Source organism: Sphingobium cupriresistens LL01, from assembly GCF_001046645.1.
Taxonomy (GTDB): Bacteria; Pseudomonadota; Alphaproteobacteria; order Sphingomonadales; family Sphingomonadaceae; genus Sphingobium; species Sphingobium cupriresistens.
On record NZ_KQ130434.1, the window covers coordinates 2,507,701 to 2,525,926 of the forward strand.

The following is an 18,226-nucleotide window of genomic DNA, read 5'->3' on the forward strand; positions in this document are numbered from 1 at the left end:
CCAGCTTAGCCATCCGGCTGAAACCGATCGTCGATTATTTTACCGCCCAGGGCATCCGCGCGCGGGATCGGATTTACTGGTTGGAATGCGGAAAGTGTATCGGGAGGAGCAGTCTCGGTGTAAGATAATGAGCTGGCCTCTCCGATGGCTGAGGAAGCAGACTGAGCCGTATCAGTAACGGCAACGACGGTCGGCGACGTCGCTTGCCCTGCGTTGTTCGACTGGTCGACCGCGGCGATGAGGAGCACGCCTACTCCCAACGCCACGTAGATAAACTTATCCATGGTTTTGCCTATCCTTCAGCATGTCGATGGGACGACGTTTTCGTTGTTGTAGATGCCGTTTGAGCCGCCGCCATAATCTCTCTGATCACGCACGGTCATGGCGGCGACTGCTGTAATTTGATCCTGAGGAATGAAGAGGCGCGCGATAAGAGGCTGATAGTCATAGACTATCTCAACGAACATAAGTGCGCCGTCATCAGGTGCAGTTGCGGTTTGCCCGCCCACGGTTATCCCGCTCAGGTTGCTGTCGCCGGACCGCCCATAGGAGGATGGCCAACTTTTGCTGCCGCGGCATCGCTGCCATCTGATACGGTATCGGTTGGTCGGATTCGGATTGGCCACCGGCTCGATACTGCTTAGGATCACACGCCCCTTGCCGTAAAGATCAAGACGGCCACCCTGAAGGTTCGCGCCAGTCAGAAGATCGTTGATCTGCGCCTCAGTGATCTGCTTGTTTGCAAGCACAGTTCCGGTGCCGATACGGGCCGCATTGTCCGCAACGTGCAAAGCAAGCTGGCTGATCCGCATCTTTGTGGTCACGAAGTTCGTCAGTTCCGCTCCAGTAAATGCAATGGCCGTCATCAGCGGCAAGGCGAGGCCGAACTCCACGACGGCAACAGCTCTGGATTCACGAATGAGGCGCCTGAAAAATGCAGCGATTTTCATGTGCAATGCCCCACAATCGGGCTGCCATAATCGCCCTGCTCGCCGAACGGCTGGTTTTCCAGCACTGTCCGGGCTTCGACCGTCACATTCTCGGATAGTCCTACCAGCTTCGCGATCGGCAAAAGGCGCGGGTAGGTCATCTTAACCGTGTAAACCACATCATCTTTTGCCCCGCCCTGCCCGTTGTCGCCACCATCCCGATCCCAAACCGTGTTGCGGTTGTTATCCTGGAAGGGTTCATCATTGTCGCAGAGACCGTTAGCGTTGATGTCCTGAAACGCTTCCGCCGTCGCCTGCGCTGCTTTGGTAAAATCCCGGAAATAACGACGAGAGAAGGTGACAGTTGAATTAGTGGCCAGAAGCTGGACACGTTCGCGCACGGCCGCGTCCAGAAGCTGCTGCTGAACGTCCACTTTTCCGCTTTCCAGCGTGGCGTCGCGGGCGCTTTTCTGCACGGTACCCTGCAACACGGACTGCACGTACAAGCTATGTCCAAGATCCATGAAGCCCAGTAGGGTCGTCACGAGCACGATCGAAATCAGGCCAAATTCGACAATCGTCGCGCCTGCCTGGTCTTTGATCAATCTGCAATCAGAAAGTCGAAGAGCGATCACTTGGTCAGCCTCAACTGCGATATTTCGTCCGCAATCTGCTGGAAGTTGGATATCAATGTCGCGCTGTTTGCGGCGACATAGTACCGGTTTGGCGACGCGCAGGACTCCAGCAACGCCTGCGCCCCGGAACTGACACCCGATCCGAAAGAGATGACCCAGAGGGTGATATTCTTCGATTTGATGGCGGAGCATAGCGCCTTGGTGCGTTCGTTGACGACAGATGTGAGGAGATTAGAGCTCGGACCCGCGTTGCTGCGCGTCTGCCGTCTGTCCCACCAGCCAATTCCATGGGCGGTATAACCCTGATTGCTCGTAACCGTGTCGCCGTCGGTCATAAAGACCAGATGGCGTTCGATCTCGCCGCCGGTGGACGTGAACGCATTTTCCGGTCCGAACAGGCCGGTCGGCGACATAAGCCGTGCACCCCAAAGCAGGCCGATATCGTGATAAGTGTTACCGTTCGGGTATAACGTGTTCACATAGGATTCGAACGTGTTCGCAGACGAATAGGCCTTGAGCTTTGATGCCGCCGTAGGACAGGCGTAGGTGTAGTTTCGACTAAGGTCCGAACTGGTCTTCACCTTTGCGGTGGTCCAGTTGCCGACACTATCATAGCGCCCCCACACAAGGTCCGGCAGAAGCGGACGCCATTTACTGGCATCCGACCCAGTAGGGACCATATCAATGTTCATGTCGAGAGCGCTGGCGGGGATTGGGCTGAACTCGCCCGTCGGATCGTCATCGCTGTTCTGATATGTCTGTCTTTCCTCAATGCAGCCGTCCCAGCCGATCGTCGCAGTCTGGCCGAATGCGCCAACGGGCGCAGTGATGCCGGTGCTCCAACTGCTTCCTCCAGCCTTTAGGCCCGACACGTTGAAGGTCAGCTGATCATATTCATATTCCTTGAAGCCGGTTGTATCGGTCCGTTGATAATTCCGCTTCAGATAGCCATTGATATAGCGCCGCTGAATCTGGCATTTCCCGCTGACCATCACGCCTCGATAATTGTAATAGCGGCCATCCTGATTGGTAGACCAGCTAACCACTCGGCTAGCGCCGCCGCCGCTTACAGTCTCATTGTAGGGGGCGCTTTCGCTGCCGGTCATTTCAGTCGCATCCGCCGGAATTTTTCCCGTGCAACTCGCGCCGCTGGCGCTGCCGAAATTTTCCCAAGCGCTCCAGTTCATGCTGTAAGGCACTTGTTCTGTAGAGACGACGTCGGCCTTGCCTTCCTTGTAGCCATCAACATCGGTGTTGCCGGTCGTCTTAGCCTTGCGAGACTGATAAAGCGCGCTATCCACCATCCAATCGTTGCGCAGCAGGCGTCCGACATTCACGTTGGAGGAATAAGGCACGAAACCGAAGCGCAGTTGCACATCATTGTTCCGGGTGCCAGTCGGATTGCTCCCACAGTCAGCGGAGGTATCGACCTTCGCCAAGGCCTCATAGAAACATTTGACCGCCTTTTTCAGCCCATTGATTTTAGTGTCGCTGTCGCCACTATTGATCGATGCCATCGACCCTGTTGTGTCGAGAACGAACATGACGTCCGTGTTGGGTATGCGCATTTCCGCGTCGCATGTGACCGCAATCGTTTTGGAGGATTGACCAAATATCACCATGATCGTCATGGGGATGGTGACCGAAGCTGTTCCCGTCACCTTGCCCTGATTTTCGATGAAGTTTTTAGATAGGGTGTTCGACCCGTAAGAGCCGGGCACGTAGTTGATATTGAAGATGCCTTCGGCGGTGGTGCGCGCCTTATCGCTGTTGGCATTCCAGGCACCGCCAGCCATCTGTTTGCGACCCGCCAGCGCCCCTGCGTCGCAAGCATGCTGAAGACGCGTTTTGACCAAATAGATGCGCGCCATATCGACGCCCCCGCCGATGAAGCCCAGCAAGGGGATGAAACCAGCAGCGACCATCACGAGAACATTGCCCGCTTCGTTGTCGCGCAAGCGATTAAGGAAACCCATGAACGCCCTCCACAAGATGCATCCATGGCGGATCAAGGTTTAGATCCCGTTAAGTCTATGGTTTTTTTAGTTAATGCAAGTTAGAGCATGCCACTGAAAAGCATCGGTGTTATAAAACCGATACCGTAACGAAATGCTCGTTGTTGCGGTACCGAAACCAATAGTAACGATTACCAATTGGTTTGATACATTGTCGCCATTTGGCGCATTTGGGACGAGCGCGATCGGAACAATATGCTTTCGCAGCCTCGACCGCGTCCTAGGCGATTTGAGGGGCACAGTTGATGCAGAAAGCAGGCAACACAGCCCATCGGACCGAACGCGCTTCCTGCCTTAGCCAAAACGGCGTTTTCGGGCATGGTGGCGATCCCTTCCGAAAAAATATAGCCGCACTACCCCCACCCATGAATGTCCATGAGCGGGGGAAGCGGTCATCTTAGGGCAGGAGCGTCACCTCCTCATAATCTTTTCGGCTTTTTCCTCGTATGATAATCGAACTACATTTCAGACATTCCAGCTCGACCTCATCTCGCACCGTTCGCAGATACCATTTGGCTCGATGCTTGGCAGAGCAGAATGGGCAGACCAATTCCTCTGACCCTTCTTCAAATGCCATTGCCAACGCCCTTCATCTTACGTGCCCCAGCCTCGACAGCGGCCATCAAAGTATCGTTCGCTAGATGACTATACCTCATCGTACTTTTATGATCTGCATGGCCCAGCACCCGCCCAACAGCGAACAGGTCAACTCCAGCGTTGATCATGAACGATGCGGCGGAATGTCGCAGGTCATGGATGCGTAGGTCAGGCAGCTTCGCTTCATCCCGCGCCGTCTGCCATCCGTGTTTGATCGACACGAAGGGTTTCAGGGTTTCCGGGTTCGGCAGGACATAGTCGCATTTATCGAACCTCGGCACGGCACTGAGGATGTCGATCGCGGGTTTGGACAGAGGCACATGCCGGGGCTTGCCGGTCTTGGATGTCGGGATCAGCCAGACACGCCGATCCAGGTTGATATGCTTCCATTTGGCATTCAGCAGTTCCGACACCCGCGCGCCGGTCAGGAGGAGCAGGCCAACGATGAACTTGAGCTGCGGATTGCGGGAGGCCTCCACAGCCGTCATCAGCCGCTTTGCTTCGGCGGCATTCAAGTAGCGGTCCCGCGCATTGTTGATCGGCTTGCGGGGAATGCCCCTTGTCGGATTCTTGTCGCTACCCGCCATGCCCCACTGCTTTGCCAGTTCGAACGATCGGCCAAGGATGACGCGCATCTTCTCGACCGTGGCAGGAGCAAGCCCCTCCCCTGCCTTGTCTGCCAGCCATTGGGCAACACCCTGCTGGGTAATATCGGTCAGCCGGTGCTTGCCCCATTTGGGGACGATGTGCCGGTTCACATACATCGCCGTCGTGTCGTAGGATCGCTGGTAGGTCTTGGCATGGGCAAGATGCTGGTCGGCAAGGGTCGAATAAAGCGGGATGGCCTTCTTCTGCTCCTTGGTTGCAGCCGGATCACCGCCAAGGACCACCTGAGAGCGGAGCCGCTGGGCCTCCTTTTTGGCCTTGTCGAAGCTGATATCCGCATAGGCCGCGATCTTGTGCTGCTTCTGGCGACCATGATCGTCCTGATAACGCAGATAGTAGGTCTTGCCCCCGTTCGGGCGGACTTCCAGCACGAAGCCGGTGATAGACGTGTCATAGTAATCGATCTTGCGCTTCCCCGTTTCGCACGCGGCGAGCAGGCAGAATGACGCATCAAGCTTTTGCTTGGGCATGAGTGGTTCCTTTTTGAGAGTTGGGATGTTGGGTATCGCCAGCGCGCGATTGGCGGCGCGGATGGGTCAGGCCCGGAAAGGGGGGCAATCGGCGCTGTGGGATTACGCAAATCGCCGAGAACTGTGCCTCGCCCCCGAAAGGGGCGACATCTCCGCCTTGGGTAGCGAGACAGCAGCCCAGTTTGGTGGGGGAGGGGCAGCAGCGCGAGCCGCCTTTCCCCTATATTATGCTGATCTTCTTTCAGCCATTTCTAGGGTTTTTCCCTACCCCTCCCCCCACCTTGGGGTCAGTATTCGTCTTGTTTCAGGATGATGCTATTGAAGAGTCTCAGCGCCTCCGCGTGTAGATCAATCAGCGGCACTGCCCATTTCTCCCGGCCATTGATCCTTTTGGGCGGCCCAAAGAGTTCTCGCAGCAGCGATCCACATTCCCGGCATTGCGGGTTGGTAGGTGTCTTGATCCCCGCCAGCCGGAGCAGCTCGGATGCCGTCATGTTCTGGGTTGCCTTATACCCCGTCCGCTCAAGGTCGATCCAGGCCATCACCATGTCTTCGACGGCACTGGCCACCTTATGGCGACTGTTCCAGCCTTCGAGCTGATCTTCCTCGGCCTTCGACAGCCACCACTGCCAGCCGTTTCGAAGTTCGACGGCCAGTTGGGCGTAGAGTTGCTGCATGTCGATGCCGTGGTCCTTGCGCAATCCGCGAGCAGCAATCGTCCACCATCGGGAGTTGCCGGTCGGATCGACCAGGAATTTGGCATCATTCACTGTCGCCACGAAAACGGTGCGGCGGGGATATTCCGATTCCGCCCTTGCGTAGGGGCGACGGACCCGATCGGCGTCTGAGGTGAGAAACCCCTTCAACCGGGCGATGTCCTTGCGGAATGAGCTGTCCAGTTCGCCTATCTCCACGATCCAGTTTGTGACTGCCCCAAGGATCGAATCCTTGTTGCCGCCGTCCAGATGGTGGTCGAGTTTGATGACCGACTCTCGTAGCTCAGGGTCATCGATCAGCGAGCGAACCCAACTGGTCTTGTTGATGCCCTGCGGCCCTTGAAGGGTCAGCACCCCCCGACAGTGGAAGCCCTTAGGCACCATGACCGCCGCAACGGCGCTGAGCAGCCATTTGTGCATCAGCGTTTCCTTGAGGTCGGCCGGATACCCTTCTTCTTCCCACACTGTCGCGTAAATGTCCGGGAGCCGGTCCACCCCGTCCCATGGCTTGCTGTTGATCCAGTCGACCACGGGGTTGTAAGCATTCTGGTCGGAGATGGCCTGCACGAAGTCGGGCACCAGACTGGTGGCCAGCCCATATTGCGATGCAAGGCTCACCACCCGCGTCATCGTGACATTGCTCAGATTGTCTGAGGTGCCAGCGTGACCGGGGATGCTGATCTCGTCGCGCTTCTTTATGACATTGTACCGGGGCACGATGCCTTCGGCTTGCAGTATGTGCGCGATGTTCGCAATCGTCGTCGGTGGTTGATTTCGAGTGGATCGTGGTCGGTCGGGCAATCCTGCAAGCACGTTGTCTTTTTGGTCGGTCATGTTCACCCTCGCGACCAGAGGGTGAGACGGTTGAACCCGTTATGTCGCCATAGGGACCGGCTGGGATCATCGCCGCACATGATCCTCATCATGCGCCATGCGACCAATTCCTCAACCTGCGGTACCTTGCAGGCGGCTTCAATTAGCTGATCTTTGTCGCTTACGCCTTCATGCATGAGAGCGAAGAGGACGGACACTGCTGCGTCCGCCTGGGACCAGACGACCATGCTGCCATCATCTTGCAGCAAGGCTTGACCCAGAGCCAACATCTGGCTGGGGTCGAAAAGTTGGGTAATCATTATATTCCTTGGGGTTGTGCAGTTGTTGTTATGGCACTTGCCGAAGAAACGGAGGCCCGGAGGCCCAAGTTTGTGCATCCTCTCTGGTTGTCAGCCAGCGACGACGCGGTAATTGTTCCACGATGTCAAAGACCCTTCGCGCGAAGCGAAGAGCAGACTGGAACACGACACAAATGTGAGATTTCTCGGCGCAAGTGTGGCGTGTTCTTAAGTCTGAACAACGCCCTCAATGCACTTGCGGAGGACTTTTCGGCGGGTCATCTCGCTGCCCATTGCCGAACCCGCCCTACATAGAATTGGGTATCGATTCGTCAAGATGGTTTTGACGCTGTTGCGCAAATTGCCGTAGCGATCAGCCCGGCCCCGGCCGCCCATGGATGCGCCTCCACAAGCGACACCGTGGTCATCATCAACATGAACCCGATCGCTGCCCCTGGATGTTTGACCGTGGCAATGAGCAACCCGATGCCGAACACGATCAGCAGCGCCATGATCGCCACCTTGATGACAGCCAGAGCGACGGACAGGATGAGCAGGATATAGATTAGCTGCATGGGCTGAACTCCCGCAGCAGCGCCAGCAGTAGCGGATCGATACCCTCTACGTCCGGCACGAGGATGATGAAGGCGAACCCATCATTGCCGATGGTGTGGATCGCTTCCCAGCCCCAGGCGTCCAGGCGATCAAGCCAGCACCATGGCGGTTCGAAGTAAGGATCGCCGTAGCGGGTTTCAGAAAGCGAATTGTGGAACGGCGAGAAAGCGGCCTCCCTGATGAAGTCGGTTTCCGTGTCGCCCGGTTCCACGACGATGATGTGGGTGAGGTCAGCAAGGCCGGAAGCTATTGCGTCCTGGATGCGGTCAGTCAGCAAGCGATGAAGGGTTGGGTCCAGCCGTTCGGGAAGATCGGCGTGCAGGTCGGTGATGGAAAGCATGGTGCGATTCCTTTGGACATAAAAAAAGCGCCCCGGAGGACGCTGCGATGGTTTTGATGGGATTGTGCCGCGAGAGATGTCGCGAGGACGATGCGTTAAACGGCTTCTGTTCCGTCTTCTGGATCGCCCTTCAACTGATCGGCATAGGTGCGGCAGAGATTGAGCAAGTCGGTGTCGACACCTTCTGCATCAGGCACGATAAGGACATGTCCGGCTCCTGAATCGGACAGCACAATGGGCATCTCGAATATGCTGCCATGCCGCTGCACCCATTCGAAGGTCGGCAAGCCGTCAATGACGAGGGGCCAGTCGATCGTGTCGCCCGGCTGGATGATGATGAAGTCGCCCAGTTCGGACAGCTCGCCATATTCGATCAGCTGCTCACGGCGGTTTTGCAAAAGGGCTTTGAGGTCAGGGCGGATTGGGCCGGTCAAATAGGTGTCCAGCTCCGCCCATGTGCGAATGATGTCCATGTACGTTCTCCAGAAACGAAAAACCCCGGCGGGTTAGGCCGGGGCTGATGTGTGTTCAGGTTGTTGAGGGAGGATCATCGGGCGGCTTTGCCATCACCCGGTAAATGCCGATCAGCACTACAATGCCTATCGGAATGCCAGCCGCGATCGGATATCGGCCCGCAAGCGTGATGACCAGCATCGCACCTAGAACCGCGATCGTTTCCTTCGGCCATCGCATGAGACAGACGATGATAGCCACGAAGATCGCGACCTTGATAGCAACCACCATCAGTCCGATCAGCATGAGAGCGCCGATGATCCTCGCCACGGTCAGTTGGAAGTTTCGTCTTGCACGGCATCGGCAAAAACATTGCGGCAGGATTCTTGGGAAACGTCCGCGAACCCTATTGTCAGCCACCCCTTGTCGCCCGGCTCAACGTAAGCCTGCTGATCACCTGTGTAGCCACCCATCGAGTTTCTGGCATTGACAGTCAGGCATCCCTTCTTGGTCTTCTCGTTATAATAGAAGTCACCAAATTTAGCGGAATCGGGGTCTTTCAGGCTTCCCCGCACGGCATCTTCGGCTGCACTCCTGTTGCGATCGCAAGCGGCCAATGTCAGGGTCGCCACGACCATGGCGATGATGCGATAGTTGCGCATCGGCTTACCCCTCCTTCCAGACGGCTTCGACAAAGGCGCGGCAGGAGGTGCGACCATTGAGGATGTTCCGGCCGGTCGAGACGCGAAGGGTCTGTTCATTGATGGGCTGAATTTCCTTCCCCCGACGCTTGGCCTCCTCATAGGCGCGGGTGGTGGCAATCGATCGGCAGGCTACCAGCAGGGCGTCAGCTTCCGGCACGAACTGGTAACGGGAATAGCTCACGTCGATGGTGAACCCGTTTGCTGTGTCCTTGATGTCGAACTTGGCATTCTTGTCGCCGTCAGCCGTCAAAGGCTGCGAGACATCGGCAGGTGTGGTGCAGGCAGCAAGGAGCGCCAGACACAGTAAGGGTATAGTTTTCTTCATGGTATTTTCCCCTTTCGTGGGATGACCGCCAAAGTGACGGCGCGTTGAGGCACCCACATCCCGATCTGATTTATCGGAACATGCTGCCAAGGCCAGTAAAAATGAGATTCATAGTCCGTGGTTCAATCAACCACATTCCAGTTCAGTCTGGACGATGGACGTTAGGCAAAGATTGGCTGTGAATATGAAGCGGCTGCGCAAGGAGCGTGGTTGGTCCCAGGAGGCGCTGGCCGACGAGGCGCAATTGGATCGTACGTACGTAAGCGGGATCGAGCGAGTGGTGAAGAACCCGACTGTCACCGTAGTCGAACGGGTCGCGTGTGCGCTTGGATGCAGGTTGGGCGATCTGCTCGATTGATAGTTTTTGGATTTTACAATACGGTATATCATATCTCATATAAGATGCCGGATTTTCCGCGTTGGTCTTATCCAGAAGAATATGATGATATGAGAAACACGCTGGTTGTATACGGTAGAGATGGGATGCAGTTGTTAGTCAGGCTGTTGGTCGCGGCAGCTTTGCTCGCTTCTGCTCCGGCGTCGGCGGACAGCTGGATGCCAGCGATGCAAAAGACTTACCTCTCCTCCAATAAGACTGTTCGGCTTACTGTGATCCCCCGTGATCTTGAGGATCAGCTTTCCTACTTCAGCGACAAAGTGGATGGCAAGGAACCTGCTGGTCAACGCAAAGGCGGCGAACCACAGGCGCGCGCGATTTTGGAAAGACGCAACGGACGAGCCTGGACCAAAATCTGGCAAGCCCCACTTGCTAATGAGGTCGCACCTGTGAGCGCTCTGGTGACAAACAGCGCGAGCTATGTCGTCACCTTCGACAACTGGCACTCAGCAGGTTTTGGCGACAACGTCGTGGTAATCTATCGTGCGGACGGATCACAGGTGCGGTCAATGCGGCTCGTCGATATCTTGCCTGAAGATTACATACGGGCATTGCCGACGAGCGTAAGCTCGATCTGGTGGAGCGGCGAGCACGCACTTTCGAACGATGGCCGACAAGTAGAGTTGAAGGTCGTAATCCCGAACAGTCGTGGTGCGATTGACACGCCGCGCGGCTATCTCAACGTGCTGATCGATCTGGCGACCGGCGCTGTATCTCTCCCGTCAGGAGCCGAATGGGACGCGGCGATGGCAGCCGCAGCGCCGCTGACTGCCAGATCAAAGGCATCGGAAGCCACATGGCGCGCATTCGCCATCGCCGCGCTTACCGCACCGAAAGATGACAAGGTGGCTGATTGGCGGCGCTATTTATATCAGGCAGCAAAGCGCCTCGCTCCCAAAAATCAGAATGCAATGGGGTTCGGTCCCGAATGGATTCTGCCATCAGAGAATGAGCCTGATTTTGTGGAGCGAGCGAGAGATATTCGTTCGATATTTACGAATTGGGATAAGCCGGACGATCTCATGTTTGCAAGCCCATCGGCCCCTGAAGCTATGGCGCGCACATTGAAAGAGGGAGCAGAATCCGGCGTCCCAGGTCGCTTGGCCGGATCACGCTTGTTCGTTGCTCTGCCCGAAGCACTTGCAGGAGACGTTCGCTCGGCACTCAAGTCCACCGGAGCAACAGTGATTGTCTTCGATCCTTCAAATCCAATCCCACAGCGCTCGGAAACGCTGCGCGAAATGGGCGTTGCGCCAGATCAGGCTGAAGCGGAAGCGACGAAGGCAGCGGCAGCAGCAAAACAGTTTGAAGCCGATGCTGTCCGCTTAGAAGCCTTGGCGTCGCCTGCGCCTGCGATGTCGAAGAGTGATGACGCAGACACGGAAGAAGTCATGGCAGACGTGCTGGATGCGGCGGCAGACCATGCCACTGAGGACATTCAAAGGTCGGATAACCCACACGATTGACAACGATGGATAGTGGAAGCCACCCACACCCGACCCACTGGGAACCCATGGGGATCAGCCCAAAGGTACATAAACCTGCTCCCCTCCCAGCCATAAGCTGAAAGGCACTTTCGCTAGGTTTTCCGAGGGTTGCCTATCAAGGCGACGGTGCCGCTTACAGGACTCGAACCTGTGACCCCCGCATTACGAATGCGATGCTCTACCAACTGAGCTAAAGCGGCGTTCGGGCGGGCAGATAACAGCGGACGGGGCGAAGGACAAGCGGGCATTTCCCGCCCCCGCCCCTTTTTTCGACCCACGCCGCAACCGCCTCGCCCCGCCCGATCGCACTCGCCCTGTTTACACGAAATTTACCATCCCGTGCCACTGTCGAATCCCGGAATAGTATTTTTGACCTGAGGTTAGGACGATTGGATGGACACGCTGCGGGGGCGCGACGCCGCCAATGACGAGGACGATTTCGACTATGCCGGCGACGCGCTGATCGAAACGCCCCCTGCCGTCATTTCCGATGAGCGGCGGATGCAGGTGCGCGCCTATAATTATTGGGCCTCGCTGCTGGGTGATCGCGCCCTACCCTCGATCGAGGATCTCAATCCCGACCAGTTGGAGGATTTCGGCCCGCATTCGGTGTTGCTCGACTTCAGCGTCGGCCTCGACAATCCCGCCATCGTCTATCTCGGCACCGCGCTGCGCCAGGAGTGCGAGATTGAGGGGACGATCGACTATATCGATGACGTCCCCGCCCGCTCGCTGCTATCGCGCCTGACCGACCATTATCTGCAGATCATCGCCAATGCCGCGCCTATCGGTTTCGAGGCCGAGTTCGTCAATCAGCGCGGCGCGGAGATCATGTATCGCGGCATATTGATGCCTTTCTCATCCGATGACGAGACGATCGACTTCGTATTCGGCGTCATCAACTGGAAAGAACTGGCCAGCCGCAGCCTGTCCGACGCGCTGGCGCTGGAAGTCGACGAAGCGATGCGCAGCGCGCCCGCCGCGCGCGACGCCGCGCCCATCTGGGCCGATGGCCCGGCCGCCGATCAGCAGAGCAACAGCCTGGCGTTCGACATCGAAGAGGAAGAGGACGACACGCTCGACCTCACCGGCATGGAATGTCCGAGGCAGGACGCGCCGCTCGCCGACTGGCTGGCGATCGCCCGCGACGGCGCCGCGCGCGTGCGCATCAGCGAAGCGCGCAGCCACGCCGCCCTCTATCGCGCCGTCAGCCTGTCCTACGACTTCGCGCAGGTCGCGCAGGTCCGTCCCGACGATTATGCCGAACTGCTGCACGATTATGGCATCAAGGCGCAGGCGCGCAGCCCCATGACCGCGGTCATCAAACTGGTCTTCGGCGCGACCTATGACAAGACGCGCATCACCGAATATGCCACCGCGCTGGATCATGCGCTGACGGCCCGGCTCAGCGTCGGATCGCTCGCCGCCTATCTGTCCGCTTATGCCGGCGGCCTCAAGGCGCTGGTGCGCGACGAGCGCGCGTTGCGCCGATCGCAGAAGCCAGCCAAGCCCGATCGCCGTCAGGTGGCGCGCGACAGGGTCAAGGCCGCCGCCGCGCTCGATCCGGTCGCAGTCGCCACCGATGCGGATGGCCTGGCCGTCGTCATCGCCCGGCGCGAAGCCGACGGCACGCTGGCGATCGTCGCCGCGCTGCCGGGGGATAGCGACCTCAACCAGCGGGTGATCAGCGCCGCGGCGCGCTGACACGGCATCTCCCGCCGCCATAACGCCAGCATTCATGGTGAAATGCTGCACATAGCGCCGCATCGAGCCTCGACATGCGGCGCAGGCTGGTTGATAGTCGCCCCCAGTGACAGGCCCCGCGCCCTCCGCGCGGGCCGCGATGCGTTTCGTCATTTAATTTCAAGGATCAGAAATTTTATTTCCCGCTAGGGTTGAGCCGACTCCTGGCCGGGCGCATATAGGCGCTCCTAAAGCCGAGGAGTCGCATGGCGGCGATCCAGCACCTCCTCCGTTAAGATCGAAGCGGTTAGAACCGCGTTGAGAGGTGAGCGAATGACGGCGCTGGCGGAAGCGAAGAACAAGGAAGTCGACAAGACCATCCATGAGGCGCTGGAAGGCGCTCTCAGCCGGGGCGCCCTGCCCGGCGAAAGCGAGGGGTTTGACGCGGCAGCGCTGGCCGCCGCCGCCGCTTTCCTCGGACGCGCCGCCAATGGGCGCAAGGCGGGCCAGGCCGCGATCATGGTCGAAACGCTGGGCGAAGGCGCCAATGGCCGCTTCATGCGCCTGGCCATCGTCAATGACGACATGCCGTTTCTGGTCGATTCCATCGCCAATACGCTGGCTGCGGCCGACATCACCATTCACCGCCTGTTCCATCCCGTTCTGTCGGTGACGCGCGACGGCGACGGCGCGCTGTCCGCCATATTGGACGACGACACGCCCGGCGCGCGGCGCGAATCCATGATCTATGTCGAAACCGACAGGGCCGACGCGAAGGCGCGCCGCGCGCTGGAAAAATCGTTGCAGGAGACGCTGGCAGACGTACGCGCCGCCGTGGCGGACTGGCCCAAGATGCAGGCGGCCATGGCCGCCGATGCGGACGCCGTGCCGGACGAGGAAGGCGCGGCCCTGCTGCGCTGGTTCCTGGCGCGGCATTTCACCCAGACCGGGCATGAGATCATCCAGCGGGACGGCGGCAGCAGCGCGCCGCTCGGCATCTGCACCCGGCATGACAGGCCGCTGATCGCCCCCGCCTCGCTGGAGGCAGCCTTCTCCTGGTTCGAGGAAGGCAAGCGCACGCCCCTTATCATCAAATCCAGCCGCATCTCGCGCGTGCATCGCCTGGTGCTGCTCGACCTGGTCATCATTCCGGTGCGGGACGGAAAGGAGGTCAAGGCGCTGTCGATCCACGCCGGCATGTGGACCAGCACCGGCCTGTCGGCGACCCCGGACAAGGTGCCGCTGCTCCGCTCGGCGCTCTCGACCCTGATGGACAAGTTCGGCTTCGATCCGCTCGGCCATGCCGGCAAGACGCTGGCCCATGCGCTGACCGCCCTGCCGCACGACATCACCATCGGCTTCGACCGCGAAACGCTGGAGCGGCTGGCGCTGACCTTCATGTCGCTGACCGACCGGCCACGCCCGAAGCTGGCGCTCGCCACCAGCGCACTGGCCCGCCATCTCTATGCCTTCGTGTGGCTGCCGCGCGACGAATTGTCGACCGCCCGTCGCGTAGCGGTGCAGGATATGCTCGCGCAGGCGGCGAACGGCCCGGTGCTCAGCTGGTCGATCGCGCTGGAGGAAGGCGGCCTGGCGCTGCTGCGCATCACGCTCGACCTGCGCGAAGGCGGGGTAGTGCCCGATGACGCCGCGCTCGACCGTCAGCTCAAGCAAATGGTGCGCGGCTGGGTGCCGGCCGTCGAGGAAGCGCTCGCCGAAACCGAGGAAGCTGGCCGCGCCGCAGCGCTCGCGCAGCGTTTCGCTCCCGGCTTCCCGCTCGCCTATCGCAATGGCGCTGGCCCGCTTGAGGCCGCGATCGACATTCGCCTGCTTCACGGCCTGTCGGGTGAAGGTGACAAGTCGATCCGAATCTATCGCAACGCGGAAGACTGCAACGAACGCCTGCGGCTCAAACTCTACAGCAGCCATACGGTCGCCCTGTCCGAAGTGGTGCCGGTGTTCGAGAATTTCGGTTTCCGCGTGATCGAGGAAATGACCACCGCGGTCGACAATGGCGCGCTCGGCCATGTCCAGCGTTTCGTGCTGGAACTGCCCGCCGGCGGCGACGCGCAGGCAGTCGTGGCGCGCGCCGGCGTCGTGACAGAGGCGATCGCGCAGGTACTCGAAGGACGCGCCGAAAACGACCGGTTCAACGAACTGATCGTCACCGCCAGCCTGTCGCCGCGCTCGGTCGTGCTGTTCCGCGCGCTCTACCGCTATCTGCGGCAGACCGGCGTCGCCTATGGCATGGCTACCTTCGCCGAAACGCTGCGCAAGGCGCAAGGCGTCACAGCCAACCTCATCAACCTGTTCGAAGCGCTGCATGATCCCGCCGCGCAGGACGGCGCGGCCGACCGGATCGCCCAGGCTCAGGCGGCAATCGAGGCGGGTCTGGAGCAGGTCACCGCAATCGACGAGGACCGCGTGCTGCGCCTGCTGCGCGCCGTCATCACCGCCACGCTGCGCACCAATTTCTACGCCCCTGCGGCGCAGGAAGCGCTGGCGTTCAAGCTCGACAGCGCACAGGTGCCCGGCCTGCCCGCGCCCCTCCCCTGGCGCGAAATCTGGGTCTATTCGCCCCGCGTGGAGGGCATCCACCTGCGCGCCGGTCCGGTGGCCCGCGGCGGGCTGCGCTGGTCAGACCGGCGCGACGATTTCCGCACCGAAATCCTGGGCCTGATGAAGGCGCAGCGGGTCAAGAACGCCGTCATCGTGCCGACCGGCGCGAAGGGCGGCTTCTATCCCAAGCAATTGCCCAGCCCCCAGGTCGATCGCGACGCCTGGCTGGCCGAAGGCACGGAAAGCTATCGCATCTTCATTCGGTCCCTGCTGTCGATCACCGACAATATCGTGAAGAACAAGGTGAAGCACCCCGCGCAAGTCGTCATCAACGACGGCGATGATCCCTATTTCGTCGTCGCGGCGGACAAGGGCACCGCCACCTTCTCCGACGTCGCCAACGCGATCGCGCTGGACCGCGATTTCTGGCTGGGCGACGCCTTCGCCAGCGGCGGCTCCAACGGTTACGATCACAAGGCGATGGGCATCACCGCGCGCGGCGCCTGGATCAGCGTACAGCGTCACTTCGCCGAAATGGGCATCGATGTGCAGAGCGAACCGGTCAGCGTCGTGGGCTGCGGCGACATGTCGGGCGACGTGTTCGGCAACGGCATGTTGCTCAGCAAGGCGATCAAACTGGTCGCCGCCTTCGACCATCGCCACATCTTCTTCGATCCCACGCCCGATCCGGCGAAGAGTTGGGAAGAGCGCCACCGGATGTTCGCCCTGCCCCGCTCCAGCTGGGAGGATTATGACAAGGCGCTCATCTCCAAGGGCGGCGGCGTCTTCTCGCGCAGCCTCAAGCGTATCGCGCTGACGCCCGAAATGCAGACTGTGCTCGACGTCACCGACAAGGAAATGGAGCCGGCCGCGCTGATCTCCGCCATCTTGAAGGCGCCGGCCGACCTGCTCTGGTTCGGCGGCATTGGCACTTATGTAAAGGCCGCGGGGCAAAGCCATGGCGATGTCGGCGATCCCGCCAACGACCGCCTGCGCATCAACGCCGAACAACTGCGCGTCAAGGTGGTGGGCGAAGGCGCAAATCTGGGCGTCACCCAGGCTGGCCGCATCGCCTTCTCGCTCCATGGCGGCCGGATCAACACCGACTTCATCGACAATAGCGCTGGCGTTGACTGTTCGGACAACGAAGTGAACATCAAGATCGCGCTGAACAAGGAGATGATCGAGGGTCGCCTACCCTTCGACAAGCGCAACGCACTGCTCGAAAGCATGACCGACGCGGTCGGCGACATCGTGCTGGAGGATAACCGCCTCCAGGCGCTCGGCCTTTCCATCGCCGAAGCGGGCGGCGCGGCCGACCTTGCCTCCTATGTCCGCCTGATCGAGACGTTCGAGGAAACCGGCCGGCTCGACCGTCAGGTTGAAGGGCTGGCCGCTAACGACCAGTTGCTGCGTCGCGGCCAAGACGGCCAGGGGCTGACCCGCCCTGAACTGGCCGTCCTGCTCTCGACCGCCAAGCTGGCGTTGCAGGATGCGATCGAACATGGCGATCTGGCGACCGACGACAGCATGACCGGCGAGCTCATGGCCGCCTTCCCCGCCGCAATGCAGAAGAAGGAAGCGGACGCCATCGCCGCCCATGCGCTGCGCAAGGAAATCATCGCCACCAAGGTCGCCAACCGTATCGTCAATCGCCTGGGCCTCATCCATCCGTTCGAACTGGCGGAAGAAGAAGGCTGTTCGATGGCCGACCTTGCCAGCGCCTTCCTGATCGCCGAACGGCTTTACGACATCGGCGCGCTCTGGGCGGATATCGACGCGGCGGACATGTCGGAAGGCGCCCGCCTCGCCCTGTTCAGCGATATCGCGGGCGGCATGCGCGCGCAGATTGCAGACATATTGCGCGCCCTGCCCGCCGGGACGCTGCCCAGCGAAGGGCATGATCGCCTGTCCAAGGGCGTCGGCACCTTGGCCGCCCAGGTCGACGATCTGCTGACCAGCGAGGCGCAGCGTCGCACCAATGCCGTCACCGACCGGCTGCTCGGCCTTGGCGCGCCCGAAACCCTGGCGCTGCGCACGGCGGGGCTGTTCAAGCTAGACGGCGCGGTCGGCATCGCCGCTCTCGCCGCGCGCATGGGCGTGGAGGAAGTCGCGCTCACCCGCGCCTTCACCCATCTGGGCGAAGCGGTCGGCATCGACTGGGTCCAGTCCGCGGCCGCGCGGATGGAGCCGACCGATCCGTGGGAACGGCTGCTCATTTCCGGCGTCGCCCGCGACATGCAGCAGGTCCGGCTCGATTTCCTGGCCCAGGGGAAGGGGAAGGATATCGCCACCCATGTCGAGAACTGGTTGCAGGCCAAGGGCGCCCGCGTCCGCCAGTTCCGCACCCTGGTCCAGCGCGCCAAGGCGGCCGCGACGCCCAACGTCGCAATGCTCGCCGAGATAGCAGGCCAGGCGCGCGGCCTGCTGGGGCGGTAAGAGACGGGCGTTCCGGCGAAGGCCTGAACCCAGTCCTGCCGTCTGATCTGGGAACACGCCATGCCTTAGCCGCCAACAGAAAGA

Annotated in this window: 17 protein-coding genes and 1 tRNA gene; 4 read left to right on the forward strand and 14 right to left on the reverse strand. The window is 60.0% G+C overall.

Annotation, left to right across the window (positions count from 1 at the left end; all coding sequences use genetic code 11):
* Positions 1-5: 5 nt before the first annotated feature.
* The 13 genes from V473_RS12085 to V473_RS12145 all read right to left on the reverse strand — a co-directional run bounded on the left by V473_RS12085 (position 6) and on the right by V473_RS12145 (position 9,577).
* The gene (locus V473_RS12085) at positions 6-284 is read right to left on the reverse strand and encodes a hypothetical protein (protein ID WP_066604313.1); all 279 of its coding nucleotides are present in this window, start codon (positions 282-284) and stop codon (positions 6-8) included.
* A gap of 15 nt (positions 285-299) precedes the next feature.
* Positions 300-950: a TadE/TadG family type IV pilus assembly protein gene (locus V473_RS12090; RefSeq protein WP_066604316.1), complete on the reverse strand. Its 651-nt coding sequence runs from the start codon at positions 948-950 to the stop codon at positions 300-302.
* A complete protein-coding gene (locus tag V473_RS12095) occupies positions 947-1,534 on the reverse strand; it encodes a TadE/TadG family type IV pilus assembly protein (protein WP_066604318.1) in 588 nt (195 codons plus the stop codon). The genes V473_RS12090 and V473_RS12095 overlap by 4 nt, the downstream gene beginning before the upstream one ends.
* Before the next feature lie 26 nt (positions 1,535-1,560).
* Entirely contained in the window at positions 1,561-3,540 is a 1,980-nt protein-coding gene (locus V473_RS12100; RefSeq protein WP_066604321.1) for a pilus assembly protein, read from the reverse strand.
* 605 nt (positions 3,541-4,145) lie between these two features.
* The gene (locus tag V473_RS12105) at positions 4,146-5,312 is read right to left on the reverse strand and encodes a site-specific integrase (protein WP_066604323.1); all 1,167 of its coding nucleotides are present in this window, start codon (positions 5,310-5,312) and stop codon (positions 4,146-4,148) included.
* Between the two features lie 287 nt (positions 5,313-5,599).
* The gene (locus V473_RS12110) at positions 5,600-6,862 is read right to left on the reverse strand and encodes a VapE domain-containing protein (RefSeq protein ID WP_066604325.1); all 1,263 of its coding nucleotides are present in this window, start codon (positions 6,860-6,862) and stop codon (positions 5,600-5,602) included.
* Positions 6,863-6,864: 2 nt separating this feature from the next.
* Entirely contained in the window at positions 6,865-7,161 is a 297-nt protein-coding gene (locus tag V473_RS12115; protein WP_066604327.1) for a hypothetical protein, read from the reverse strand.
* 311 nt (positions 7,162-7,472) lie between these two features.
* Positions 7,473-7,715: a hypothetical protein gene (locus V473_RS12120; protein ID WP_066604328.1), complete on the reverse strand. Its 243-nt coding sequence runs from the start codon at positions 7,713-7,715 to the stop codon at positions 7,473-7,475.
* Entirely contained in the window at positions 7,706-8,095 is a 390-nt protein-coding gene (locus V473_RS12125) for a hypothetical protein (RefSeq protein WP_066604330.1), read from the reverse strand. Before V473_RS12125 ends, V473_RS12120 begins: the two co-directional genes overlap by 10 nt.
* 95 nt (positions 8,096-8,190) lie before the next feature.
* Entirely contained in the window at positions 8,191-8,568 is a 378-nt protein-coding gene (locus V473_RS12130; RefSeq protein WP_066604332.1) for a hypothetical protein, read from the reverse strand.
* A 55-nt stretch (positions 8,569-8,623) separates the two neighbouring features.
* Complete coding sequence (locus tag V473_RS12135; protein ID WP_148648370.1) at positions 8,624-8,854, reverse strand: hypothetical protein; 231 nt, start codon at positions 8,852-8,854, stop codon at positions 8,624-8,626.
* 26 nt (positions 8,855-8,880) lie between these two features.
* Positions 8,881-9,210, reverse strand: coding sequence for a hypothetical protein (locus V473_RS12140; protein ID WP_066604336.1), 330 nt, complete (start codon positions 9,208-9,210; stop codon positions 8,881-8,883).
* Between the two features lie 4 nt (positions 9,211-9,214).
* Positions 9,215-9,577: a hypothetical protein gene (locus V473_RS12145; protein WP_148648371.1), complete on the reverse strand. Its 363-nt coding sequence runs from the start codon at positions 9,575-9,577 to the stop codon at positions 9,215-9,217.
* Positions 9,578-9,761: 184 nt separating this feature from the next.
* On the opposite strand from V473_RS12145, the gene V473_RS12150 reads away from it, so the two are divergent.
* Together V473_RS12150 and V473_RS12155 are read left to right on the forward strand one after the other, a co-directional pair.
* Positions 9,762-9,935, forward strand: coding sequence for a helix-turn-helix domain-containing protein (locus tag V473_RS12150; RefSeq protein WP_244884396.1), 174 nt, complete (start codon positions 9,762-9,764; stop codon positions 9,933-9,935).
* Between the two features lie 44 nt (positions 9,936-9,979).
* The gene (locus V473_RS12155; protein ID WP_148648372.1) at positions 9,980-11,440 is read left to right on the forward strand and encodes a hypothetical protein; all 1,461 of its coding nucleotides are present in this window, start codon (positions 9,980-9,982) and stop codon (positions 11,438-11,440) included.
* 148 nt (positions 11,441-11,588) lie between these two features.
* Here V473_RS12155 and V473_RS12160 read toward each other — a convergent pair.
* A tRNA-Thr gene (locus tag V473_RS12160) sits at positions 11,589-11,661 on the reverse strand.
* Between the two features lie 193 nt (positions 11,662-11,854).
* Between V473_RS12160 and V473_RS12165 the strand changes: the two genes are divergently transcribed.
* Complete coding sequence (locus V473_RS12165) at positions 11,855-13,165, forward strand: PAS domain-containing protein (RefSeq protein ID WP_066604346.1); 1,311 nt, start codon at positions 11,855-11,857, stop codon at positions 13,163-13,165.
* Positions 13,166-13,477: 312 nt separating this feature from the next.
* Entirely contained in the window at positions 13,478-18,142 is a 4,665-nt protein-coding gene (locus V473_RS12170; RefSeq protein ID WP_066604349.1) for an NAD-glutamate dehydrogenase, read from the forward strand.
* Positions 18,143-18,226: the final 84 nt, after the last annotated feature.